We start from the raw sequence: 24835 nt of genomic DNA, 5'->3' as shown, positions 1-24835 counted from the left end.
TTGATACTAGATTGATGAATAACTAGAGATAAACCGGAACTAAAATTTCGGTTGCAATAATCACAACAACCAATCCAACTAACACGGGAACTGAAGTTCTTTTCACGACCTCAAATGGTGAAATTTTCGCCATACCGGAGACTGCAACCACCACCCCAGAAACAGGTGATAAGGTACGCCCTAAATTGGAAGCCTGTAACATAGGAATGACTAAATAAGCAGGGTTAACGCCCATTTGTTTCGCTAGATGTGGGATCAACTCGACAAACGCATAAAAAGGCGCATTACCTGAACCTGTCGTCATCGCAGCAAGCATAGTAATAATCACCAATGCAATCATCATCACTATCGCGCCGGAACCGAAAGATTGTGCAAGGTCGATCAACCCCTTGATAAAGCCAATGGTACTTAAACCTTGTGCAAATATACCGGCGGCCACTAATAACATAACGACACTCGCAAATGCATCCGCCATGCCTTTATAACAAGTATCCAGCCCAGCATAAACGTGCTTAGCACTAAAGCTACGTAAAAATTCAATAATTGCGGCTAAAATAATGCAGCCAACAATGATAGTTACGATATGCAGTTCAGGCGCCCATTTACCATCAAAAATCAGTACGCCAATAATTGGCGTAAATGGCAAAATGGCATAAAAACTAGGTGCATGCGTTTTAATTTCATTCACGTCTAACATTTCAACGTTAACGTGCTCTTTTCTATCAAGAAAGCGCTGCCAGAAAAAGTGCGCTACCGACATCGCGATGATCGCCGCAATGGAGATTGGCAGCGTTGTTTTAAAGGCAAAATCAATCAATGGCATCTCTGCGGCTTTTGCCGCTAAAATCACATCGCCAGATGTCGGCGCCAATATGATTGCCGCGGGTGAAGCACAAATCGCTGCGGCACCACCACGGCTAATACCGACATTCACCATAACGGGGAATAAGGTTGCCATTAACAATACACCTAGCCCCGTGGCTGAAGAAACGGCTAATGACATCAAACAAGCAACAATATAGGCTGCAACCATTAATATATAAGGTGAGTTGATCATTTTTAATGGTTTAGAGGCAATTTTCACCACCACATCATTTGCACCAATGTGGGTCATATAAGACGCAAATCCACACAGCACCATGATCATCATGCCTAAGTCGCCACCGCGACTCATCAATAAGAATTTGATATATTCTAAAATATCTGTAACACGCCAACCCGTCGCCTTCACGGATTCAGGTAAAATACTTTTCCCCATAATTGCGGTAATGATCAGTAGTAAAATACCCCCTGTCATCAGCACGCCCGTTGCCGAGTAGCCTTTAATAATGTAGCGCCCAACGCCGATTGCGACGATGACGCCAATTAACAGTTCAACCATATATTTCTCCTGCCTGAAATAATTTTAATTTTAGTTAACTGTACTCTGCCCAATATATAAGCGAAATTTACTGACGCGGATCATGTCATGAACAGATAATTATCATAAAAAAATAACTATTCGCTTTGCTTTATAGAATGGACAAGAATTTTTGAAGGCAGAAATACTCAGGGCGATTTCTCTATATTTTTAATATTTTTTAAAGAAAAAGCCCTCTAGTAATTTAAAGGCTAAAATAGATATTTGAAACGAATACGAAACCCATATCGTTCATCATCGGACTTATCAATGAGTTCGCTTTTCGCTGTTGCTATCGTTGAGTAGTAAGCACCCAAATAAATATTATAGTTTTCAATGTGTAAGATATTGGGGATTTCGTAAGAAACATACAGAGTATGTAAATCATATTTTCCTGGAACGCCATTGAGGACCGACTCATCATCCAGTACATATTGATATTTATTCGGATTAAAATCTTTAATATTATTGTGAGCGTATATATAACCTAAAACGAAACGACGCCATTTTGCATATCCGCCAGCTGAAAAGTCCGTTTCCGCATTAGCCTCCATATAAGCAGTATTAAAAGCGGCTTTAATGCCACTCATTTTATCTTTTGATGTGGTATCCCAAGTGATATTTAAACCATAGCCATTACGTCTTGAAAAATCTTGCCACTTGCCATCAATTGTCGCACCATAAGCGTTATGCATAACTTGGCTCTCCATCGCCAATGCAATTTTCAATGGTTTTGGTTTCCAAACAGCGACAGGCCGAAGATAAACTGCACTTTTTCTGTTATCAAGGTCGTAGCCATGATAGCGCTCATCACCAAATAATGCGGTTCCATCTTCAACTAAGGTATTCACTTCAAAATACCAATTGTCCAACCTTTTCGAGAGCTGGATACTTCCACCATCATTTGAGCGACCCCGACCTTCTTTCATCATATAAACATAACCATATCCATCGGTATATAAGCTATTTGAGGTGTTACCTGAGTGAGAAATGAAAATATCTTGGTCAAGGGGGAACATACTATAACCTTCATACCGCCCGACTTTAATTGTCCAGTCATGATGTTTTCCAAAATAAAAGAAAGCATCATCTAACCCGATATCCCCATCTGCCTTAGCAAGAGGTTCAACTTGAAAGCCAGTTTCATTACCATTGGCGAGTTGGTGTTTACCTTGGAAACCCAGCAAAATGCGCCCATTTATATCCCAATTATCATTTTTACCACTATTGGCACTTTTACTCACCGCTTCACGTATCGATGTCATTTGCCCTTTACGACTGGAACCATCGATATTCAGCTCAATATTTCCGTAGATCTTTAACTCACCATTCTGCTGATTAAATTTAATAGTGGGTTTTGTTGTGTCTGTCTTTAGCGCTTCTTTAGGTTGGGATGATGGTGTCGTTGCCTGTAATGTCATCATCTGTGCTAATTTATTGGCTCGATTTTCAGCACTCTCCGCTCGCTGAATAGCTTCGGCTGTCAAAATCTCAAGCGCTTTAATGCGCGACGCCATATCCGCTAGCGTTATATCGGCCAGAACGGTTACAGGTAACGCTCCCCAAAACATGCATGTTATTTTAATTAACCAGTTGATCTTCATAGCATTCCTTAGTTGGAGAAAGGGTTTTTATCGCCCAACCAAGATTGCTGAAATTAACCGTAAGTTTTATTTTTTATTATAAGAATACTGCATATTAAATGACCAAAAAAACGGTGTATCATCACAATTTTAACGATGCCTACAGCAGAATAATGATTAATAAATCAGATAAAATTTTTAGCGAAACTGCTCAAAAATCATGTCACCCGAAAAGCCACGATATTGTAAATAACGAATCTGTTTACTTTTTTCTTTAAAATCACTCGGAATATCATCACTAAATTTTTTACGACGTACTGTCGCCGCAAGTTCAAACCAATCAACATCCGTATTCTCAAATTGTTGGTCAATCAAAGTAGCAGCAAACCCTTTTTGTCGTAACTCTTGTTTAATACGCAGCGGTCCATAACCTTTACGGATATAACTTTGAAAATGCAGTTCCAGCACTCGAGTATCATCAAGAAAATGTTGTTCACTCAGACGCGCAATCACTCGTTCAATCAGCGTTTCATCAACAATCCCTTCATTCTTTTCATACATACGACGTTTCATACGCGCATTTAGCTCCTCTGTTCCATAATCGCGACGAGAAAGCATAAATAGTGCATATTGATATAATTCAGATTCAGTCATAGATAATACTCAACAATAAAAAATGGGCACCTAATGTACCCATTCTATATGCTAATGCATTCGAAATGCAGTTAAGTGGCGTCTTAGTGAACTTGAGCACCCGAAAGTAATTTATAAATCGTATCAGGTGTGTAGTTACCATCTTGATAGTAGATAGTCCAATCAGTGATATCATCACGCGTAAGCGGATAAACCTCTCCTTCTTGCATCGTCTGCACATAGAAAGGATGATTGATCAAACGACCTTCAAAGTGATCACCATTCCAAGACACGGGCTCAAACCACATATGCTCATGACCTTCATAGTCTTCTTCTTCATCACGATAGCCAATTCCACACTTCACTAAGAAACGCCATTCGCTCTCGTCTTGCTCTTCTGATTTTCCAAGCAGTTTAGATAGAAAACCTTTCTTTTGTACAACCGGTTTTGGCCCATAATTATCGAGCATATGGGTAAAATATTCCCAACGTAATTTTGCTTTACGAGACATATCCGCGGTTTCTTCATCAGTACGCATAAACATCATCGCATTTTGATCTTCAAAACCTTTAAAGAAGCTTTCTAGAACTGGCTCTTCTTGTGTGACTCTAAATAACATAACAGATGGGTGTTGATGGGATTCATCGCGATCATTCCAATCGCCCATAAACCGTTTTGACGCCGCGTCACCAAAGTCATAATTCATCTCTTCAAGCGGTTTCAAATTATCAATTGGCGTTGATTGCCCTACATGTTGTAAACCTTCTTCAAACGGTAGTGCCACTAAATATTCGTAACCACTTTGTGTTTGACCAATAAAAATTGGCTCATTAAACACAATTTTGCCATGCGTAATACTATTGTTAACAAAACTCCAGAACAGCTCAGGAATACCGTAATAAGACGCGATAGGATGTGGGATAATAATTTCCGCTTCCGATAACCCACAGCGCGCAAGACCATGAGTGTGGAACCAATACATTGTTGGCCCACGTTCTTCAGCCGATTGTTCTTCAATTTCATCAGTATCATAGATGGCATGAACGACATATAAAGAATCAATGCTTGGCATCAAATCATCAAGCAATTGGAAATTCAGCCACTCGCGGGTAAAGACCTTACCCGCCGCGGACAAATCAAGTCCTAACAATAAGTCGGGAACTAATATCTGTATAATTCTTAGCTGTTGTAAGTAACTCACTAAAGGCTGATCTTGAAATAGGCATTCAACGATAACGGCTTGTGGCGCGGCACTCGCCTCAGCATATAACTCCGGGCTGATTGGATCTGTAGAGAAATAAGGATTAATGACATATTCAGGGTCACTATCCACCAGAGAAATATAAAAACGTAGCTCTTCCTCGCCTTGCTTACAGGTAAAGAAAAATTCCCCTTCACTTTCAGGTATGTAGTCAATCTCTCCATCAGTAAAATAGTTTTGCTCTTCTAAACGTTGTTCTAGACGCGCGAGTGTTAATTCTGAAGCAGGAATTGCCACCATTGAAGAAGCTTCTTTTTCACCGTTACCGGCAGCGATATCGAGGTATTGTTGTTTATTATTCATTATATAAGCCTATAATTTGTTTACTCGCCCAAGGATAGCAGCTTAGTCTAGCCATTTATATTGTGAATAATCTTAACGAATTCATATTAAAATATTTGCCTGTACATTTTAAAATAGTCACTATCGAACAAAGTGTTATTGTACTTTGCAATCAAAGATCACTCAGGCACAATAGCCTTAACGTAATTCTCTAACCGTAGCTCCGCTTTAATTGGGCTGAATAATGGATATTAAATATGGCAGAACTCACTAAAGAGCAGAAAAAATACGTTGACCAATTGGCGATGGAACGTGTTTATGACATGAATAATGATGACGTGCTCATCAATGCGCTTGAGCAGAAAGTGCATCAAATGGAAGATCACTTAAAAGCCTATTTCCATGAACGTGTCCATTTCCATCAAAGTAAGCAAAAATAACAACAAAATGGGTAATAAAAGAAGTGATCTTAAATACTTCTTTTATTACTTCTTAACTTTAATCAAAAAATATCGAATTAAACCCTTATTTCCATAAAACACAGCATTTAACGCCATCTATTAATTAACTTATTATGCTAAACTTGAACTCATCTTTTATTGATGTGTTTTCTCTTGTTTATTTCAATGTAGAGTCCATTTATGACACGCATTCAACTTAGCAAAGCGTTGCTACTCTCTTGCTGCTTTTCTATTCCAGTCAGCTTTGCAGATAGTGACCGTCCACTTTTTTCCGTCACCATGAGTGAGTCTGGCGTTCCACAAAATAACAGCGAAGGCGGTATTACTCGCTCATCTTCTAGCGAATCTCGTGTATTGCCTATTTGGGGAGATGAAGCACGCGCTCGCGGTTATGATATCCCAGAGCCTTTTGGTGTGAGCTACGGCTATATGAACCTGCGCCAAGATGTTGTGGTGGATAAAATCGGTTTTATTTCTAATTCCAATATGGATTTAGAAAAAATGCTTCATATCGAAACCGGACATACCCGTAGTAAAAATGAATCTCATGTATTAAAGCTTGATGCATGGGTATTCCCTTTTATGAATGTATACGGTCTTTATGGAAAAACAAAGGGAACATCAAAAACCAATCTAAATAACGTAGAAGCGCGCATGAAATTGCCTTGGGGTAAAGATTGGATTATCCCTATTGGTAAAGATTTACCATTCGAATTAGATTATGAAGGGAAAACCTATGGTGGTGGCGTGACCTTTGCTGGGGGCTATAACCAATTCTTTACAACTCTAGATGCTAACTATACTAGAACAAACCTAGATATTTTAGATGGTAATATTTCAGCCCTAGTCATTACCCCACGTATTGGTTATGAGTTTATTTTTGATCCTCTGATCAGTGGTCAAGGAAATACAAAAATTCAAGTTTGGACGGGTGCTATGTACCAAGATATTACCCAACGTTTTAAAGGGGATGTCAGCAAACTTAATCTCCCTCCCGAGTTAAGTAAATTTATGGCATTAGCGCCTAATGACATGAAATTCGATGTCAAACAGCACCTTGCCCATAAATGGAATAACACGGTAGGGGCGCGTGTCGAACTAACACGTCACTTTAATGTGTTAACTGAAATTGGTTTCAATAACCGTAATAGCTTCTATATTTCAGGTGAGTTCCGTTTTTAATGCTCCAGCAACAATATTTGCAAAGGCTGACACTGCTCAGCCTTTTTATTACCCTACCCATTCAAGCGGAGTTATTGCCTGATCGGCAAAAAATCGATGTTTGGTTAAACCAACTCGGTGGCTCAAATAGTTTTGATGAAAGCAAAACCATCGACTGGGGCATATTACCCGGTCCATTTTATACGCCAGAAATGGGCGTAGGAATTGGTACTGCACTCGTTGGTTTATATCGCATCGATAAAGACGATAAAACGACTCAGCCCTCCTCTGTTGGTTTAAGTGGATTTGCTTCCTCTACTGGCGCATTTGGCGTTAATTTCACCAATTATAATTTTATCGACCACGACCAGTGGCGATTATTTATTTCAGGTACTTTAAATAACATCCCTACTTATTATTGGGGGAAGGGGTATGCCGCGGGAAAAAATGACCATAATAAAGAAAAGTATCATTCCCAAGAATTCCAAATAACGCCCCAAGCGCTATATCGTCTGGCAGATGCTACCTATGTGGGATTAGGTTGGCAGTTCTCCTCTATTAATGCGAGTGCTCCTGATGAAGGTGCTAAACGCTATTTTCAGCAAGCTATTGGGGGTCGTTCAGTGATCAACTCAGGTATCAGTGCTTATTTTAGCTATGATACACGCGATTTCTTACCTAACGCTCACCACGGGCAGACTTTTGAAGCCATCTATACCTATTTTTCCCCTAGCCTAGGCAGCGATACGCGTTTTCAGAGTACACAACTACAGTATGCTTATTATCATGAGATAACAGAAAAAACCGTCATTGCACTTGATAACTACGCACGATTTACCACTGGTGAAGTACCGTGGAATCAACTCTCTTTATTAGGTAACACGAATCGTATGCGAGGCTATTACGAAGGGCGCTATCGAGATAACAACATTTTTACGACCCAATTAGAACTACGGCATAAACTTGATTGGCGTCATGGTGTCGTTGGTTGGCTCGGTACTGGAACGATGAGTGACAGTCCATCTGAATTAGGTGAAGGCCATTGGCTGCCGACTGTCGGTGTCGGCTATCGATTTGAATTCAAACCTAGAATGAATGTACGCCTCGACTTTGGTGTCGGCCGTAATAGCACAGGTTTCTATTTCCAAGTAGGGGAAGCGTTTTAATGCTGAAACCATTAATAGTCACTATTGGTATTCTGTTGCTCACAGCCTGTCAAAATAGTGCACCTTCTAAACTTGCAGCTGTATCACCTGAACTTAATAGTGATACTCATGAATTTGCGTCACAGTCATGGCCTGTCCTTGAGCCTTTAGAACCACCTCAAGGTTTACGCGCCTGTTGCGCTTTTGGCTATGACCTGCAAGCACAACTTTGGGGGATCCCAGTTCCTTTCTACACTATCGATAATATTGTTGAAGCCGATAAATTAGGTGAACATCATTACAATGATAGCTTCTTAGGTGCTACCGCCGCACTAATGGGCGTCAGTGATGAAAAAGTGGGCCTTTTATACACGGATAAAGGGGGATTCATTGATATTTCCCATGTTAGAGACACTGCTGACTATACCATCTTTTTGTTTAGCCAAATTTATCCAAGGCTCGGTGAAAGCTGGACGCTCAAATTAAGTGACGAACTCGCTAGCAGGCAAATTGTTTTTAAGCCGTTTACACCACCGGTTTCCACCGAACAGCGATATACTCTCAGTGCTTACTTAGCTGCAAAGCTCGCATTCCAACTTGCCGCTTGGCATGAAATAGCCCAATGGTATGGCTATCAATCTGTGCCCGGTTTTTCAGAAGGGATTTCTGCTTTTTCTCCGGAGGATTTATATTCCAATCTACTCGGCGCTCGCCTATCCATGACACTGATCTTACAAGGTAGAGCCCAGTCACTGCCTTTATTTTCCCAATCTATGGAAGATATACTCCCTACGGCATTGGAACAACTTGGTGCCAATACTAAGCTACAGACCCGCGCTATGTTCGATAGAGTCGATGGATTGTGGTGGAATAGCTACCAGCGCGTTCCTGAAAAATTCCTCGTATTAACTCGCGATTATGATACTAGCGATAACCGCTATCCTTTAATGCCTTTGCAAATGGTGCCAACAGAAAGCTTACGTTTAAGCTTACCTAATGAATATCAAGGATATTCTTTGCAAGAGCTTGCTCAATTTAGGTTATTACCTACATCAAAAATGGCACACTTACCGACTCCGCAGACATACTGGACAGTGGCTGATTTTTCAACGCTCTCTGAAGCAGCAAAACAACAAGATCAGCAGCAACAGATATTATCATTTTGACCGTTTTTAAAGGTAGGTAGAAATTGTACGATTGAACACTTTTTCGCCTACCCTTTCCTCAACACGACACACTTTTTCGTTTAATATCGAATCAACACAAAGAGACATTTTTGTATCTTCATCTTCTGACAAACGGTTAAACTTCTTATTTTGCCTAAAAAATAGGCTATCAACCGCTTAATAAATAACCAAATTAACCCCATAATAACTCATGTAACTGCATGTATTTTGACCATATTTAGGATAAGTAACATGTTTTCACTCGCATAAACGTTAGCATTATTTATTAATTTCAAATCAAACACAAAAAAAAGGAATTAAAACTGATTTTAAATCAATTAAATATAAAAGATACACTTTACAGACAAAACAATACAGTAATTTAACTAAAGTCAGCCGGATAAAAGTAGCTCCCCCAAAATTATTCTGCTACTATTCGCTCGATTTTTGTTCAGAGAAATTAGGAGAAGCAAATGCCCTCTCGAACGATGAGGACAAACGCCGTCTTCGCTTTCTTACTGTTATTGTTATTTTCGGGTTTGAGTTTCGGCTCAACAAGTACCAGTACCACACTCAAGAAAGAGTATTCTCACAAGGCCGTGCAGAGCTCAAATCAGGCTCAAACCTCTCTGCCTGATTTGCGAAAATACCCGTCCGGTACACCACGTAAGAAAGCGTTTTTAAAAACGATTGTCCCAGTGATTGAAAAGGTCAATCAAGAAATAATGGCGGAACGTAAATGGTTACTTTCTGTTCGCTCGAATAAAAAATGGAGCGCTCAGGAGCTACGCCGTCTTGCTCAAATTTGTAAAAGCTACGGTATGACCTGTACCACCCCAAATAAAATGAATTGGGATAAGCTATTGAGCCGTGTTGATATCATGCCTACCCATTTGGTTGCAACTCAAGCAGCGACGGAGTCAGGTTGGGGAACATCACAGCTAGCACAGCAAAATGGTAACCTATTTGGTATGAGATGTGGCAGCGGTTGCCAACTAAAACAAGGAAAGATTAAAGGCTATTCCGCATATGATTCTGTTGAAGAAACAGTTTCAGCCTACATGAAGAACATGAATACTCACAATGCTTATGAGTCGCTACGTTCGTCTAGAGCGAAACAGCGTCTATCAAAAGATGAGTTGGATACAACAAAACTTATCAATGATATGAAAGGGTATTCACAGTTAGGTTCATCTTATAACCGCTATCTACAAGAGATGTACGTGAGCAATGAAGAACTGATTACACAGGCTCAAAAAACGGCATCAAATCGTATTTAATTTGTATCACCAGGTACACGTTCCTACTAAAAATCCACTTTTTTATAAAGTGGATTTTTTCTTATTGCAACAATGCTGATTATTAATATGATGTAAATATTCATTTATACTTCAAATGATTCGAGATGCAGCTAAACAATCGAGGTAAAGGATCGAGAAAACATGTGGATGTCGACGATTCGAGAGTCTCCTCTATCAGTCACGCTACAGTTCGGCCTTAACGAGTATACAACAATAATTAACAACCTGAGTCTTATATGAATTTTTTCTCATTCGAGTTTCTTGGCTCTTTTTTGGTGTTTTTCCTCATTTATTGGAGTTGCCAGCCTAGTGCAAAACTTCAAAATGGGCTATTAATTACCGCGAGTTATTTTTTTGTTTATTCATTTAATCCTGATTTCGCCTATATATTATTCGGCTATACCCTCTTTATTTATTTTCTCACTAATTGGGTTTCGAATTGGCTTTCCAACAAATGGGTATTTACACTCCTCGCGCTTGGCATCATCGGTTGTTTTACTGCGTTTAAATACTATTCATTCTTTCAAGAAACACTCCAACAAACTTTCGATAAATTAGGCCTTAATGTCGGGCTGCCTATTATCGAATTATTAGCTCCACTTGGACTGTCTTTTTATGCATTCCATTCTGTAAGCTATACCGTTTCCGTATGTCGTAAAGAAATTCCTAAAGCGGACTTTTTTGATGTTGTGCTATACCTGAGCTTTTTTCCTAGTATTGTTGCAGGCCCCATCAACCGCGCTAAAAATTTTATTCCCCAGATCCAAACAGAGAGTCGTGAGATACTCGATGCTAGAAAAGCAATTTTGCTGATTTCATTAGCGCTGGTTAAATTGTTTCTCTTTAGTGCTTATTTATCTGAAAACTTTGTGAACCCCGTGTTCGATGCCCCGGCAGGTTTCAAGGCAGGCGAAATCTTAGTTGCTACCTATGCTTATGCATGGAACATCTATTTTAATTTTTCGGGGTATACTAACTTAGTCACAGGTATCGCCTTACTATTAGGTTTCCGCGTTCCTGTGAACTTTAATGCCCCTTATATGGCCGCAAACTTAAAAGAGTTTTGGGCTCGCTGGCACATTAGCCTATCAACCTTCATTCGCGACTATATCTACATTCCATTAGGTGGCAATCGAAAAGGCTTCAGCCGTATGAACACCAATGTCTTTTTAGCCATGGTAATTTCAGGACTATGGCATGGTGCAGCGATGACCTTTGTCATTTGGGGAGCAATACACGGCTTAGGGATCGTACTGCTTAACCTTAAGAATTTATGTATGGAAAAGTTAGGGTGGACAAAAAGCTTTCCTAATAAAACCGTCACAACGCTATTATCGCGGATCATCACATTCCATTTTGTCTGTTTTGCTTGGATATTTTTCCGTAGCCAAACTTTTGATGATGCATTAATGATGGTGTCACAGTTCGCCTCTCCTGACCTTATTGCCTCCATTAGGGCAAGTATTGGTTTATTGGTCGCATTTTGGGCTTTACTGTTGCTTTATCCCTATTTCGTCCAGTCGTATCATTATGTTGCAAGGAAATACCAAAATATTGCTTGGTATTATTACCCTATACCACTGGCTATTGTACTAACGATTATGTTTATGCTTTCACCTTCTGGGATGCCGGGATTTATTTATGCTAACTTCTGAGTTTAAAAAAAATCTAATAAAAACCGGACAAGTCTTTTTTATTGTTTTGGTAGCAGGAATATTATTAATTTGGCTGAATCAAGCCTCATTAGAACGCTTCTGGCAACAAAAATATCATCGAGATCCACCTTGGGCTGGCATGTCAGGTCATCCTGTTTGGGATTATGGTGCTTATTTGTATGATGGTACGCTGGCTGCGGGAAGTACCTTTGCCTACCACGCTTCGGGGCAGCATGCCAAAGACGTCGAAGAAGCTGAGGCGCTTGCTAATGCTTCTGCTCGCAGTAAAGCTGTTTTTCCTGAAGGTTATCAAGTTGGATTACATTTTCTAAATGGTTATATTTATCCTGCAAAATCATTGTCAGTGACCTTTCCTGAGCTATTGAAACGCCAACAGCAAAGAGCATCGTTGCAAACGGAAGGGGTCAGTCCAATAACCGTATTGCAAAACGATCCTATTGTCCCCAAAAGTATCGCGAAATTAGAAAAAGGTGACCAAGTTCTGTTTGCGGGCGACTCAATGATGCAAGGGGTCGCACCACATGTGAAGAACATGCTATTGAAAAAATATAATATAGATAGCATTAATCTTAGTAAGCAAAGTACTGGCCTTGCTTATCCACGCTTTTTTAATTGGCCACAAACGATTGCGGACACATTGAATAAAAACCCTAAAATCAAAGTATTAGTTGTATTTCTCGGTCCTAATGACCCATGGGATATGCCACCCGATACGGGTTATAAGTATGTGAAATTTAAAAGTGAAATGTGGGAGCAGGTGTACCGTTCACGCATTAATGATATATTAATGACAGCGCGCCAACATCATGTTGATGTTATTTGGGTTGGCCCTCCCAACATGCGTAAAACGAGCCTATCAGAAGGTATGCAGTTCCTAAGAGATCTCTACCAGTCCGAAGTCAAAAATAATGGCGAAATTTATTTTTCTGTCAATGATGTCTTTAAATACAAGGACCTGACTTACTCTGATTATTTCGGCGATGAAAGCAGCAAAATTAAGCTTAGAAGTGGTGATGGGATCCATTTCAGTCCCAAAGGACAACAAGCGATTGCGGAAAAAGTGTTTTCATTAATTCATTTTGAAGAGGAAGAAAAGGTTCTTCATGAAGCAAAACAAACTGCGTCAGGCCAAGTCCAAATTAGCGGCAGCTAGTGCCATCGCATTGTTATCACTCAGCTTATTATCTTGTCAGCAGGATACAGAGCAGACACGTCACGGCTCGGCAGGCCATAGAACATCCATCAATGTGGATGTTCAAGGGCAGCTTATCAATAATGGGGAGCCGAATCTCCAGCAGTTTGCCAATAAGCTCAAGCAAGGTAATCAGCAGGTTCATATTGTCCAAATTGGCGATTCTCATACTGCCGCTGACTTTTTTAGTGGTGAGTTAAGAACGATGTTCCAGCAACGTTATGGTGATGCTGGCCCAGGATTTGTTCCTGCCATCTCAATACCCGGACAGCGTACCGCGACTATCAATCGTAAAAGTGATAAGCATCAATGGGAACTGTTCAGTAGCCGTAAAGATGAACGATTTGACTACCCTCTTGGAGGCTTAATCGCTCTACCCATGGCTTCACAGAGCTCTGTACAATTAATGCCATTACAGGTGGCTAATGGGACGTATCAGTTACAGGCTCTGTACCAAAACACCTCGGGTAGCCAGATGAGCATCTCTCCAGCTTCATCGTCTCCTATCGCATTACCAGCAACAGGGAACTCTTGGCGTTTTTCTTCCCCTGTTAGCACTCAGCTACCGTCTGACGTGACGGTGAGCAAGGATAACAATCTTAAATTAGGGGGTTGGTTGCTACGTGCCAATCATCCTGGCGTGATGTTATCAGCGATAGGAATTAATGGGGCGACCATCAATATGTTCGATAAATGGCAACCACAATGGGTGGATACGTTAGCACAGATGTCACCGGATATGGTGGTCTTAGCCTATGGGACCAATGAAGCATTTAACGACAATCTGGATTTAGTGGCCTATCAGCAAAGTCTCCGTGAAAAAATTCATCTCATACGCCAGCGTATGCCTGAAGCCGTAATTCTGCTGATTGGACCTAATGATTCCATCAAATTTAGCAATGCGCCGAGCTGCGAAGCGAAAATGCCTGTTCACCTAACCAATGTGATCAAAATCCAAAAAGCTGTCGCAGCCCAAGAAAACGCTCTGTTTTGGGATTGGCAAGCCTTTATGGGTGGGCCTTGTTCAATACGCTCATGGGCAGCACAAGACCTTGCACGACCCGATAACGTGCATTTATCTGCCGATGGCTATAAGAAGAGCGCCCAAGGCCTCTATCGTCAACTTAGCCAAATGTTAAACTAATCAAATCAAAGATGGCGAGAAACTTTCTCGCCATCTTTGATTGCAACCTTTAAGATATCGCACGTTCCCCCCTTCAAGAGTCGCTATAGGCTCTCAAACTAAGCAAAGAGTCATCAAGGTTTACTAATAATTATCCTGTCGCGATGCCTGCCCTCAACAATTGCGGATTATTAGAGGAATACTAGAAAATTAACGTCCTTTATTCGTCATAGTCAATCCTAATGAAGATTGGGATGAACTATTACAAAGTCAGTTAGAAGAGCTGCAAAATACAGAGTTCGGTACTGCACTGGCTCAAGCTTACCGTTTTACTAGACGGTATTAACGATCAAAAACCCGCTCAATCCCCTCTGACTATCAGAGTAAATTGAACGGGTTACTGTTACTTAGAAATCTAAATTATAAGAAGGCAAAGAAAATCATCCCCACGATGGCACCTGTCGTACCCAGAATGGTTTCCATGACGGTCCAAGTCTTCAATGTTTGAGCTTCAGTTGCGCCGGTGAATTTACCAAATAACCAGAAACCAGAGTCATTCACATGGCTGAGGATTAAAGAACCACCAGAAATACAGGTCGCAAGCGCGGCTAACTGTGCACCTGAATACCCTAATTCACCAATCACAGGCAGGACTAGACCCACGGTCGTTAAACACGCCACGGTTGCCGAACCTTGAATGACACGAACAGCACCTGCCAGCACAAAACACGCGACTGCGATCGGTAAACCTGCACCGATTAATGAATCCCCTAGAGCAGGACCCACCCCTGAATCAACGAGTATTTGCTTAAACACACCACCCGCACCGGTGACTAATAAGATGATACCTGCGGGTTGAATCGCGGCTGAACACACTTCCATCACTTTTTCTTTATTCATGCCATAGCGGAAACCTAAACCATAGATAGCCAGCAAACACGCAAGCAACAAAGCAGTAAATGGATGTCCGATAAACTCTAGCCAATGCTCAAGATTCGAACCCTTTTCAACAAAATGGGTACCAATGGTCTTTAAACCCACCAAAACCAGCGGAAACAGGACTAAACTCAAGCTAAAGCCAAAACTAGGCATTTTGCCATGTTCCATGTTTGGCGCTTGATAATCAGCGGGAATATCGATGGTTACGTGTTTACTGATAAAGCTACCGAATAAAGGGCCCGCAAGTAACATTCCGGGGATTGCCGCACACAAGCCAATCAGGATCATCCAACCATAGTCAGCTCCCATTTGCGAAGCCACCAACATGGGGGTTGGGCCTGGCAACAAGAAAGCCGCGGCGGCTGCGACCCCAGCAAATAAAGGAATTGCCATACGAACAACGTTATGGCCCGTACGGTTTGCCACTGCAAATACCACCCCAATCAAGAGAACAATGGCAACGTCAAAAAAGAGTGGTAATGCACAAATTAACCCAGCGATACCAACTGCGTAGTGAGCTCGCTTTTCACCGAACAAATTCAGTAGCTTCGTTGCAACCTGATCGAGTGCACCGGTTTCATGTAAAATTTTACCGAACATGGCACCCAATGCGACAACAATCGCCAAGAAGCCTAACGTTCCTGCCATACCTTTTTGCATCGTTGCCGTAATATCTTGAATTGGCATACCTGAAAATAGCCCTGCACCAATCGACACAATCATCAGTGCAACAAAGGCATGCAAACGTGCATACATGACAAGGAACAATAATAAGACAACCGAGCCGACGGCCGTCAGAACTAAAGTGAGCGTGCTTAATGCTTCAACAGGGGGGTTCATGGATTGCCTCCAGATACGATTTGGTGAATAGCTGTACAAGTATTCTCAATTACTTCATCGAGAGATGGGCGAATATCAATAACATGAACATCCTGTTCTTCTAATGTAGGTTCTTGTAATGCCTGAAATTGTGAAATTAGCATTTCAGGTTTAAAAAAGTGACCTTTACGTACTTTGAGACGTTCCGCAATGAGCTCTGCATCCCCTTTCAGGTAGATAAAATAGAGATTTTTATTTCCCTCTCTTAATCTATCGCGATAACTCTTCTTCAGTGCTGAACACACAACGAGAGAAATAGGGTTAGTCCGCTGCATAGCAAAAATAGCGTCATTTAATGCGGCAAGCCAAGGCTGACGGTCTTCATCATTTAATGCATGACCAGAAGACATTTTCTGAATATTCGCTCTCGGATGTAAAAAGTCGCCATCTAAAAAAACCGCATTGGTTTTTTGAGCGACACCGTTCGCGACTGCCGATTTACCGCTACCCGATACCCCCATGAAAACAAATGTATAATTTTGTGTTTGGGTATCACTCATTGGAAACTCCTCAGGTGTTAAATAATAAAAGGTACTTATTTTTTTGTTTACCGATAGTAGACATTCGATTGTTACCGGTAACAGTTACCAGTAACATTATCGGCAGCGCTGTTATTTTTAGCAATTATCTTTATGGGGAAATAAAGAGATCTGTGATGCTTCTCTCACTAATGTGATGCATCATTTTTGAATTCTAAATACTTTCACCTGGTAGTAACTCAAAACCAACATCAAATAACGTCTGTGGTAACTTTTTACCATTAATACGCGCCAGTAAGACTTCGGCCGCTTTACGTCCAATACTATCTCTAGGGGTGAGAATACTGGCTAATTTCGGTGTCATCACTTGGCCAACATCATGACCATGGAAGCCTGAGATGGCTAAGTCATTCGGCACTTTAATACCAAGGCGTTGGCATTCAAAGATCGCCCCGATCGCCAAGTCATCATTGGTACAAAATAAACCATCTGTTTCAGGGTATTTTTGTATGCAATCATGAAGTAGCTTAGCGCCTAATGAATAAGAAGAGCTCACCTGTGTCATCACATTACGCGGCTCGAGACCAGCATCACGCATAGCTTGCTCATAACCTTGTAAACGAATCACAGTTCGCTCATCATGGCGGGCTCCGAGATAGACAACATGTTGGCATCCACGAGTTAACATTGCCGCCGTCATTTGTCGTGAGGCTTCAAAGTTATCAATACCAACCGCAACATCGAGACATGGAGAAACGCTATCCATGATTTCAACGACAGGGATCCCTGCTGTCTTTAACATCCTGAGCGTTCGCTCTGTATGGGTACGTTCCGCTAAAATGACCCCATCGATATTATAAGAGAGTAAAAAAGTGAGGCGCTCTTCTTCTTTTTCGGGGAGATAGCCATAATGCGCAAGCATTGTTTGGTACCCATGACGATCTGTCACAGCTTCAATGCCACGAATGACTTCCGCAAACACTTGGTTAGTTAACGAGGGTAATAGCACACCAATAGCGTGACTCGTTGCATTGGAGAGCAGGTCCGGTGCCTTATTTGGAATATAGCCTAATTCATCAACCGCTTGCGCTATTTTACCACGTAACACTTCAGAAACCTGCTCAGGGTTTCGTAGAAAGCGGCTAACGGTCATCTTCGTGACACCGACTTTGTCGGCAACATCCTGTAGTGAGGGTCTTTTTTTCTTCATATATTCCAATATTTCTAGCACATGCAATGTCTAAGACTATGTTCAGCGATCTTTTTATGGATAGCAATGTTTGTTACTGATTTACATCACAGAATAGTCGAGTTTTCCTATTAATGTCTCTTTTGTGGTTGACTCTAAGGTATGACTTCGCTAACTTTCCGCGCTATATACCAATAAATATAACGAACCTTATTTTTAATACTATGGGAATTAACCGCAGACAGTTTATCAAATCCTGTGCAGCGTTCATGGCACTTTATTATTTTCCTGCCTATGGGAAGAGAAATAATCACGTCGAACAAGCACTATTTGGTGTCATCCCCCAGCCAAGTAAAATCCAGCGCGTCATTAGTGCGGGTCCGCCTTCTGATCTGCTGTTGTTCGCTTTAGCACCTGAAAAAATGGTGGGATTTTCTTCAATTAATTTACAAAAAGGCCATTCTCATTTATTCGCTAAGCAATGGCGAAATTTACCTATATACGGACGCTTAGCGGGTCGTGGTAGCACATTATCGTTAGAAAAGCTGATTGATTATAACCCCGAATTGATTATAGACACTGGTAATATTGACGATACCTATCGTTCTCAAGCCGAAAAAATCGCGAAACAAACAGGAATTCCTTATTTGCTGATTGCAGGAGGGCTGCATGATTCACCACAGCAGTTACGCCAATTAGGTGAATTATTAGAGGTTCAGCAACCTGCCAAACAACTAAGTGAGGTTGCCCAGCATTATCTCCAAGACGCCAAAACCTTTGCTGAAAAACACCATGCTAATGCGCCTAGTTTCTATCTAGCCAGAGGGGCCAAAGGGCTACAAACAGGTACTAAAGGCTCGATTCATACTGAAGCTATAGAAATATTGGGTTTACGTAATGTTGTCGACATCCCTAACTTTAAAGGTTTAACTGAAGTTTCTATGGAGCAGCTGTATGATTGGAACCCTGACATTATCATTACGCAATATCCGGAAGCCGCTGAGTTTATTAGGCATTCAACATTATGGAAAGGCTTGCATGCAGTCTCCTCTGAGCATTTGCTGACTTTTGGTGGTCTGCCATTTGGTTGGATTGATGGCCCTCCTGGCATTAACCGCTTGTTAGGCATGCGCCGTTTACAAAGTCATTTTGATCAACACGTAGAATCAGTCATAGGTGATGACATAAAACAATTTTTCCATCTGTTTTATCACTCACCTCTGACTGACGCCCAAATTGATAAATTGCTGGAAATGTCATGAGTCGCGTAATGATATCGGGTCTACTCTTAGTGGTTTTTATTATCTGTTTTGTCACAGCATTAAACAGTGGTAAGTATTCACTAACATTTAACCAGTTCCTCAATTTATTGATGGCTGAACTGAGTACTTCCACAACGATTGATGACCCACGTACTGCTACTGTATTTTGGCAAATTCGTTTTCCTCGAACATTAGCTGCCATCATCATCGGTGGCGGGCTAGCCATTGCAGGCGCTGCTTATCAAGGCATGTTTCGTAACCCGTTGGTTTCGCCTGATATATTAGGGGTATCTGCTGGCGCAGGGGTGGGTGCCGTCATTGCTATTTTTTTAGGGCAATCATTGGTCTATATCCAGTTAGCTGCCTTTATCGGCGGTTTACTCGCCGTGACCTTAGTCTGCTTGATCGCTCGAATGGCACGCCAACATGATCCTATCTTATCCCTCGTCTTAGTGGGTGTGGCGATCAGCGCGCTATGTGGTTCTGCCATCTCTCTTATGAAAATTTTAGCTGACCCTTATACACAACTGCCTTCGATTACTTTTTGGTTATTAGGTGGACTTTCATCGATCACACAACATGACCTGCTTTCCGCCTTCCCAATCATGCTGCTGGGCATTATCCCACTACTCCTGCTACGCTGGAGAATGAATTTACTCAGCCTCTCCGATGAAGAAGCAAAAAGCTTAGGTATTAATGTCAGTTTGCTGAGGGCGGTCTTCATTATTTCCGCCACCTTAATTACTGCGAGTGCAGTGTCAATTGCGGGAATTATTGGTTGGATTGGATTAATCGTTCCCCATATCACTAGAATGATAGTAGGCGCTAACTTTCGCTATCAGTTACCAGCCTCTATGGCTATAGGGGCGATTATGCTACTTATCACCGATACATTAGCACGTAGCATCGCCGCCATTGAACTGCCCCTTGGTATATTAACCTCGGCTGTCGGTGCGCCTTTCTTTTTGGCTATCCTGTTGCAAACTCGGAGAGTCAAATGAACCTGATAACCTTAGAAAACGTGGCTATTGGCTATCATCGTCAAGCGATTTTAACGCAACTTTGCTTAGCACTAGAAACGGGCGCAATAACATGTCTTCTCGGGGCCAATGGTTGTGGTAAAACAACCTTAATGAAAACGTTGTTAGGACTTATACCTGCTATTGAAGGGCGTATTTTATTAAACGAAAAACCGCTCAGCACTTATAAATCAAGCGATATCGCCAAAGTGATCGCTTACGTACCTCAAGCACATGATACGCCTTTTACCTTTACTGTTATTGATATGGTGATGATGGGACTCAGCCCTCATATTTCATTATTTTCAGCGCCTAGAGCCAAAGAACGCGCACTGGGATTACAGCAACTCAACAAGTTGGGCATTGCTCACCTTGAATCACGTTTATACTGCACACTCAGTGGTGGTGAGAAACAGTTAGTATTGATAGCCCGCGCCTTAATCCAAAATCCAATTATGCTGATTATGGATGAACCCGCCGCGAGTTTAGACTTTGGCAACCAAATTCGTTTGTTAACACAAGTTGAACAATTAAAAGCGCATGGAATGACCATTTTCATGTCAACTCATCATCCACAACATGCTGCCGCTATCGCCGATAACGTCATTTTGCTTGATAAAGCGTATGGAGCAAGACAAGGTTCAGCTCAGAGTATGTTAACACTCACTAACTTAGCAAAACTCTATTCTACTGACGAAAAGAGTATTGCTACTCATTTTCAGTTTCCTACTCATTTAACTTGCTAAGGCCACTGTTATGCTTATTGACCAATTAGATTTTGCCAAAATGTATCAAGATCATATGCAAAAGGCACAACGTTCACGTAAAGAACCCGAACATTGGGATAAAAAAGCCCCAAAAATGGCACAAACTTGTGCAAATCCACACGACCCTTATTTAATACATTTTCGTGAGTTAATGGATTTTACAGATGCAGAAACACTACTCGATGTTGGATGTGGCCCCGGTTCTGTGTGTTTAAACCTTGCAAACCAATTGACATCGGTCATCGGTATTGATTACAGCCAAGGCATGTTAGACGCGGCCAGAGAACGCGCTAGCGCGCTGAATATTAATAATGCGCAATTCGAACAATTAGCATGGGAAGACGATTGGACTCACTTACCAAAAGTCGATATCGCGATTGCATCACGCTCAACGTTAGTCGATGACCTTAAAGCTGCTTTACTGAAGCTTAACCGCCAAGCCAACTTACGCGTTTACACAACCCATACCGTGAACCCAACCTTTATTGATGAAAATATCATTCACTCTATTGGTCGTGAAGTGGTGCGCCTGCCAACTTATATCTATGCGGTTAATATCTTGCATCAGATGGGGATCAATGCTCGCGTTGATTTTATCAATAGCTCCGATAATAGCGGCTTCGCGAGTGTCGATGCTTTTATCGATAGCGTCAATTGGTCACTAAAAAACTTAACCACTGACGAGATAACCAAATTACATCAATACTATGCACAGCAAATCAGCTCAGGAAAACGCATCCCTTATCCTTCACGTAATTGGGCGATGGTTTCGTGGGACGTGGTCGATGAAGCGAGTCTTACACTATGATATATCTCTCTGATAGCATAATCGATCAGTTGCTCCTTGATGATATTCTGTATGGTGATTTAACCACACGCTCTTTAGGTCTACACAACCAACGAGGTACTATGACGTTTACCTCTACACAAGGTGGTTGTATTAGTGGTATTGAAATCGCCTTACGAATGCTCAAGAAATTAGGTCTTGATTGCCAAGGCTATTTTCGCGATGGTGAAATCGTTGCAGAGAATAGCGGCCTCATTAAGGCCACAGGCGCTGTAGAAGCCCTTCATCAAGGATGGAAAGCGGTACAAAATATACTTGAATGGTGTTGCGGAGTCAGCCACTACACCCACCAAATGGTTTCTATACTTAAGCACCACCAGCCCAATGCACAATTAGCCTGCACAAGAAAAACCGTACCAGGAACAAAATTATTTGCCCTCACCGCAATACTGGCAGGCGGCGCAATGATTCATCGAGCAGGCTGTGCTGAAAGTATTTTATTATTTACCAATCATCGCAATTGTCTCGCAGCACCTAATGACTGGCATGCACATATTAATACATTAAAAATTGCCGCGCCCGAACAGCAGATTATTGTTGAAGCGGATGATATCGAACAAGCGAATCTAGCCATTCAAGCAGGGGCTGATATTGTGCAATTAGATAAATTTACGCCACAACAAATCCGCCAGTTACAGCAAGATATTTATAAACAAAACAGCTTGTGCCGTTTATCCGCGGCCGGTGGCATCAATTTACAAACCATAGAAGAATATGCGCAAACAGGCATTTCTTTATTTGTCACATCGGCTCCCTACTACGCCCCACCGAGAGACATTAAGGTAAAAATTTCCGTAGCGTGAACCTAGCAATCATACAAACCCAGAGCATCATCCACCTAATTTGATGGATGATCTCGCTTATCAATAAACACCAATATCGTTATATAAAAAGTTATACATTGCATTTAATCAACTGGAATTTAACTATGAAAATAAAAAAGATTAGCTATTTGATTGGGATGGCATTATTCACAGCATCGAGTTTCGCCGCCACAGAAGACCAAACAAGCCGTGATGTCATGACGGTTTGGAGTACGCCTCTTGCTGCTGATGCGAATGTCATTACACAATCGCAAATGCAACAATTAAATCGAACGAATGTTGCACAAGCCCTGAATACCATGCCAGGCGTTGTGATTCAAAAATCAGGTAATCGTAATGAAACTCAGGTGAATGTGCGTGGCTTCGACAGTCGCCAAATACCTGTTTTTTTCGATGGCATCCCAACCTACGTCCCCTATGATGGCACATTAGACCTCGGGCGTTTTATGACCAGTGAACTCGCAAGCGTCGAGTTATCCACGGGGTATACATCTCTGTTGCAAGGCCCAAACTTGATGGGGGGCGCGATAAACTTAACAACGGCAACACCGAAAAAACCTCTTGAAGTGAATATTAACCTGAATCAAGGTTTTGCTCGGGGTGCAGATAATGCACATAATATGAGTGCCCGCTTGGGTGGACGTAACGACCTTGGCTTTATTCAAGTCAGCGGTAGTCAATATCAGCAACGGTTTATGGGATTACCTCATTCCGCTGATAATAATCCGTTGGCGGGGAGCCATGGGAGACGCACTAACTCTGCAACTGATGATAAACGCCTAACGCTAAAGATGGGTTGGACACCACGTGAAACTGACGAATATGTGCTGACTTATTTAAAACAAGATGGTGATAAAAATAGTGCGCCAAGTGCAGATAATAAGAAACAACAAATTTGGCAATGGCCAGAATATAATAAAGAGAGTCTTTACTTTAATGGCACCACACAACTCACCAGTGATATTGCCTTACAAAGTCGACTCTATCACGATAAGTTCAAAAATACGCTGCACCAATATAAATCCGTTCAAGACTATAAAGACGGCAAGTACAACTACAGCCATTATGATGATTACAGTAATGGTATTGATATGCGAGTGGACTTTACGTTACGTGAATTAGACATGTTATCTTTTGCGGCGCATTGGAAAGAAGATACCCATCGCGCACGTAGCAATAAAGTCGTTCCTTATGACCGCTATCAAGATCAAACATGGTCAATCGCCACCGAATATCAATGGGTCGCAACGGATAAGCTCGATATTATTGGTGGGATAAGTTATGACTGGCGTCGCAGTGATGAAGGAAAACGTTATTTATACAATAACAAGAATGTAGTGACTGGCATTGAGAATTATGAAGATAACCACCAGCAGGCTTTTAACTGGGAATTCATGGCTCGTTACCACTTAGAAAATAGCGACACCGTCCAGCTCTCGGTTTCAGATCGGAGCCGTTTCCCAACACAAAAAGAGCGTTATACTAAAAACAAGATGAAAAATAATGACAGCTTCATCATTAACCCTCATCTTGATGCAGAACGCGCGCTGACCTTTGATGCCACTTATAAAGGCCATATCACACCAACTTGGTTTTATAATGCTAGCGCCTATTATAATCATGTCTCTGACGCCATTATGGCACACCATATGTATTATGATAGCGTGGCAGGTTCTGACGTATATCAAAATCGTAATAGCGGTAAAATTAACTATGCTGGTATTGATCTAGGCACTCATGGAGAAATCACCGATTGGATGAGTGTAGGCATAAATTACAGCTATATTCATGCAGATCCCAAACATAAAAGTGTGAAACATGTTGCGGAATTGCCAACACATAAAGCTTTTGCTTGGGTGCAATTTACCCCATATGAATCTCTCAGTATCACGGCAACAGAAGAAGCAAGAAGCTGGGCTTTTAATTATATTGATAAAGATGACAAAATTCACGGTTTTGCAAAAACAGATATTCGCATGGATTATGATCTAAATCATGGTTTATCTATAAATTTATCAATTAACAATTTGTTTGATAAATCATACCAATACACAAAAGGGTATATTGAAGAAGGGCGTAACTACTGGTTAGGTATTGAATACAACTATTAAATAAAATTAAATTAGGCGAGATATTCTCCCTCTCGCCTAATAATAAAAAAAAGCACTTATCATTTTTATTAAATTGACATTTTCAAAAACAATTTAATAATTAAGCAGTATCACTTAGGATTTCTCTCAATTAAT

General features: G+C 41.3%; 21 protein-coding genes. 14 read left to right on the top strand and 7 right to left on the bottom strand.

Annotated elements, in window-relative coordinates:
* Nucleotides 1-22: 22 nt before the first annotated feature.
* The 4 genes from dcuC to G3341_RS02165 form a co-directional block, all read right to left on the bottom strand.
* Nucleotides 23-1381 (bottom strand): anaerobic C4-dicarboxylate transporter DcuC, encoded by a 1359-nt coding sequence (gene dcuC / locus G3341_RS02180; protein WP_163860600.1) that lies wholly within the window; start codon nt 1379-1381, stop codon nt 23-25.
* Nucleotides 1382-1611: 230 nt separating this feature from the next.
* A complete protein-coding gene (locus tag G3341_RS02175) occupies nt 1612-3003 on the bottom strand; it encodes a carbohydrate porin (protein ID WP_154621813.1) in 1392 nt (463 codons plus the stop codon).
* A 177-nt stretch (nt 3004-3180) separates the two neighbouring features.
* Nucleotides 3181-3636 carry a regulatory protein RecX gene (locus G3341_RS02170; RefSeq protein ID WP_154621812.1) on the bottom strand — a complete coding sequence of 152 codons (456 nt, stop codon included), beginning with the start codon at nt 3634-3636 and terminating at the stop codon, nt 3181-3183.
* 83 nt (nt 3637-3719) lie between these two features.
* Entirely contained in the window at nt 3720-5180 is a 1461-nt protein-coding gene (locus G3341_RS02165; RefSeq protein ID WP_154621811.1) for a DUF4026 domain-containing protein, read from the bottom strand.
* A 236-nt stretch (nt 5181-5416) separates the two neighbouring features.
* On the opposite strand from G3341_RS02165, the gene G3341_RS02160 reads away from it, so the two are divergent.
* The 8 genes from G3341_RS02160 (at nt 5417) to G3341_RS02125 (ending at nt 14405) form a co-directional block, all read left to right on the top strand.
* On the top strand, nt 5417-5599 hold the full coding sequence (locus tag G3341_RS02160) for a hypothetical protein (protein ID WP_154621810.1): 183 nt from the start codon (nt 5417-5419) through the stop codon (nt 5597-5599).
* Between the two features lie 201 nt (nt 5600-5800).
* Nucleotides 5801-6802: a hypothetical protein gene (locus G3341_RS02155; protein WP_154621809.1), complete on the top strand. Its 1002-nt coding sequence runs from the start codon at nt 5801-5803 to the stop codon at nt 6800-6802.
* Nucleotides 6802-7947, top strand: a complete 1146-nt coding sequence (locus G3341_RS02150) for a BamA/TamA family outer membrane protein (RefSeq protein WP_163860599.1) — start codon at nt 6802-6804, stop codon at nt 7945-7947. The genes G3341_RS02155 and G3341_RS02150 overlap by 1 nt, the downstream gene beginning before the upstream one ends.
* Nucleotides 7947-9092: a DUF4056 domain-containing protein gene (locus G3341_RS02145; RefSeq protein ID WP_163860598.1), complete on the top strand. Its 1146-nt coding sequence runs from the start codon at nt 7947-7949 to the stop codon at nt 9090-9092. The genes G3341_RS02150 and G3341_RS02145 overlap by 1 nt, the downstream gene beginning before the upstream one ends.
* Before the next feature lie 473 nt (nt 9093-9565).
* Nucleotides 9566-10372, top strand: a complete 807-nt coding sequence (locus G3341_RS02140; protein ID WP_154621806.1) for a protein bax — start codon at nt 9566-9568, stop codon at nt 10370-10372.
* Nucleotides 10373-10629: 257 nt separating this feature from the next.
* A complete protein-coding gene (locus G3341_RS02135; RefSeq protein WP_154621805.1) occupies nt 10630-12048 on the top strand; it encodes an MBOAT family O-acyltransferase in 1419 nt (472 codons plus the stop codon).
* The gene (locus tag G3341_RS02130; protein WP_163860597.1) at nt 12035-13222 is read left to right on the top strand and encodes an SGNH/GDSL hydrolase family protein; all 1188 of its coding nucleotides are present in this window, start codon (nt 12035-12037) and stop codon (nt 13220-13222) included. Before G3341_RS02135 ends, G3341_RS02130 begins: the two co-directional genes overlap by 14 nt.
* A complete protein-coding gene (locus G3341_RS02125) occupies nt 13173-14405 on the top strand; it encodes an SGNH/GDSL hydrolase family protein (protein ID WP_163860596.1) in 1233 nt (410 codons plus the stop codon). The genes G3341_RS02130 and G3341_RS02125 overlap by 50 nt, the downstream gene beginning before the upstream one ends.
* Before the next feature lie 399 nt (nt 14406-14804).
* Here the strand turns inward: G3341_RS02125 and gntU are convergent, their stop codons facing one another.
* The 3 genes from gntU to gntR form a co-directional block, all read right to left on the bottom strand.
* Nucleotides 14805-16163 carry a gluconate transporter gene (gene gntU / locus G3341_RS02120; protein WP_154621802.1) on the bottom strand — a complete coding sequence of 453 codons (1359 nt, stop codon included), beginning with the start codon at nt 16161-16163 and terminating at the stop codon, nt 14805-14807.
* A complete protein-coding gene (gene gntK / locus G3341_RS02115) occupies nt 16160-16702 on the bottom strand; it encodes a gluconokinase (RefSeq protein ID WP_154621801.1) in 543 nt (180 codons plus the stop codon). The genes gntU and gntK overlap by 4 nt, the downstream gene beginning before the upstream one ends.
* 193 nt (nt 16703-16895) lie before the next feature.
* Nucleotides 16896-17891 carry a gluconate operon transcriptional repressor GntR gene (gene gntR, locus G3341_RS02110; RefSeq protein WP_154621800.1) on the bottom strand — a complete coding sequence of 332 codons (996 nt, stop codon included), beginning with the start codon at nt 17889-17891 and terminating at the stop codon, nt 16896-16898.
* Between the two features lie 203 nt (nt 17892-18094).
* On the opposite strand from gntR, the gene G3341_RS02105 reads away from it, so the two are divergent.
* The 6 genes from G3341_RS02105 (at nt 18095) to G3341_RS02080 (ending at nt 24700) form a co-directional block, all read left to right on the top strand.
* Nucleotides 18095-19132 (top strand): ABC transporter substrate-binding protein, encoded by a 1038-nt coding sequence (locus G3341_RS02105; protein ID WP_163860595.1) that lies wholly within the window; start codon nt 18095-18097, stop codon nt 19130-19132.
* Nucleotides 19129-20133, top strand: a complete 1005-nt coding sequence (locus G3341_RS02100; RefSeq protein WP_163860594.1) for a FecCD family ABC transporter permease — start codon at nt 19129-19131, stop codon at nt 20131-20133. Before G3341_RS02105 ends, G3341_RS02100 begins: the two co-directional genes overlap by 4 nt.
* Nucleotides 20130-20897, top strand: coding sequence for an ABC transporter ATP-binding protein (locus G3341_RS02095; RefSeq protein ID WP_163860593.1), 768 nt, complete (start codon nt 20130-20132; stop codon nt 20895-20897). Before G3341_RS02100 ends, G3341_RS02095 begins: the two co-directional genes overlap by 4 nt.
* Nucleotides 20898-20907: 10 nt before the next feature.
* Nucleotides 20908-21726 (top strand): class I SAM-dependent methyltransferase, encoded by an 819-nt coding sequence (locus G3341_RS02090; RefSeq protein ID WP_163860592.1) that lies wholly within the window; start codon nt 20908-20910, stop codon nt 21724-21726.
* Complete coding sequence (gene modD, locus G3341_RS02085; RefSeq protein WP_154621795.1) at nt 21723-22568, top strand: ModD protein; 846 nt, start codon at nt 21723-21725, stop codon at nt 22566-22568. The genes G3341_RS02090 and modD overlap by 4 nt, the downstream gene beginning before the upstream one ends.
* A 125-nt stretch (nt 22569-22693) precedes the next feature.
* Nucleotides 22694-24700, top strand: coding sequence for a TonB-dependent receptor plug domain-containing protein (locus tag G3341_RS02080; RefSeq protein WP_163860591.1), 2007 nt, complete (start codon nt 22694-22696; stop codon nt 24698-24700).
* Nucleotides 24701-24835 lie beyond the last annotated feature (135 nt).

Origin of the sequence: Providencia vermicola (assembly GCF_010748935.1) — a bacterium.
Classification (GTDB): domain Bacteria; phylum Pseudomonadota; class Gammaproteobacteria; order Enterobacterales; family Enterobacteriaceae; genus Providencia; species Providencia zhejiangensis.
The sequence above is the reverse complement of the archived record's forward strand: the minus strand, read 5'-3'. Positions and strand labels throughout refer to the sequence as shown.

What these genes read in the sequence shown, in the direction of transcription:
- G3341_RS02175 (WP_154621813.1), bottom strand. Translation starts at nt 3,003, where the DNA reads ATGAAGATCAACTGGTTAATTAAAATAACATGCATGTTTTGGGGAGCG.
- G3341_RS02140 (WP_154621806.1), top strand. Translation starts at nt 9,566, where the DNA reads ATGCCCTCTCGAACGATGAGGACAAACGCCGTCTTCGCTTTCTTACTG.
- G3341_RS02155 (WP_154621809.1), top strand. Translation starts at nt 5,801, where the DNA reads ATGACACGCATTCAACTTAGCAAAGCGTTGCTACTCTCTTGCTGCTTT.
- modD (WP_154621795.1), top strand. Translation starts at nt 21,723, where the DNA reads ATGATATATCTCTCTGATAGCATAATCGATCAGTTGCTCCTTGATGAT.
- G3341_RS02135 (WP_154621805.1), top strand. Translation starts at nt 10,630, where the DNA reads ATGAATTTTTTCTCATTCGAGTTTCTTGGCTCTTTTTTGGTGTTTTTC.
- G3341_RS02170 (WP_154621812.1), bottom strand. Translation starts at nt 3,636, where the DNA reads ATGACTGAATCTGAATTATATCAATATGCACTATTTATGCTTTCTCGT.
- G3341_RS02150 (WP_163860599.1), top strand. Translation starts at nt 6,802, where the DNA reads ATGCTCCAGCAACAATATTTGCAAAGGCTGACACTGCTCAGCCTTTTT.
- G3341_RS02160 (WP_154621810.1), top strand. Translation starts at nt 5,417, where the DNA reads ATGGCAGAACTCACTAAAGAGCAGAAAAAATACGTTGACCAATTGGCG.
- G3341_RS02125 (WP_163860596.1), top strand. Translation starts at nt 13,173, where the DNA reads ATGAAGCAAAACAAACTGCGTCAGGCCAAGTCCAAATTAGCGGCAGCT.
- G3341_RS02090 (WP_163860592.1), top strand. Translation starts at nt 20,908, where the DNA reads ATGCTTATTGACCAATTAGATTTTGCCAAAATGTATCAAGATCATATG.
- dcuC (WP_163860600.1), bottom strand. Translation starts at nt 1,381, where the DNA reads ATGGTTGAACTGTTAATTGGCGTCATCGTCGCAATCGGCGTTGGGCGC.
- G3341_RS02080 (WP_163860591.1), top strand. Translation starts at nt 22,694, where the DNA reads ATGAAAATAAAAAAGATTAGCTATTTGATTGGGATGGCATTATTCACA.
- G3341_RS02130 (WP_163860597.1), top strand. Translation starts at nt 12,035, where the DNA reads ATGCTAACTTCTGAGTTTAAAAAAAATCTAATAAAAACCGGACAAGTC.
- gntK (WP_154621801.1), bottom strand. Translation starts at nt 16,702, where the DNA reads ATGAGTGATACCCAAACACAAAATTATACATTTGTTTTCATGGGGGTA.
- G3341_RS02145 (WP_163860598.1), top strand. Translation starts at nt 7,947, where the DNA reads ATGCTGAAACCATTAATAGTCACTATTGGTATTCTGTTGCTCACAGCC.
- G3341_RS02100 (WP_163860594.1), top strand. Translation starts at nt 19,129, where the DNA reads ATGAGTCGCGTAATGATATCGGGTCTACTCTTAGTGGTTTTTATTATC.
- G3341_RS02105 (WP_163860595.1), top strand. Translation starts at nt 18,095, where the DNA reads ATGGGAATTAACCGCAGACAGTTTATCAAATCCTGTGCAGCGTTCATG.
- G3341_RS02165 (WP_154621811.1), bottom strand. Translation starts at nt 5,180, where the DNA reads ATGAATAATAAACAACAATACCTCGATATCGCTGCCGGTAACGGTGAA.
- gntR (WP_154621800.1), bottom strand. Translation starts at nt 17,891, where the DNA reads ATGAAGAAAAAAAGACCCTCACTACAGGATGTTGCCGACAAAGTCGGT.
- G3341_RS02095 (WP_163860593.1), top strand. Translation starts at nt 20,130, where the DNA reads ATGAACCTGATAACCTTAGAAAACGTGGCTATTGGCTATCATCGTCAA.
- gntU (WP_154621802.1), bottom strand. Translation starts at nt 16,163, where the DNA reads ATGAACCCCCCTGTTGAAGCATTAAGCACGCTCACTTTAGTTCTGACG.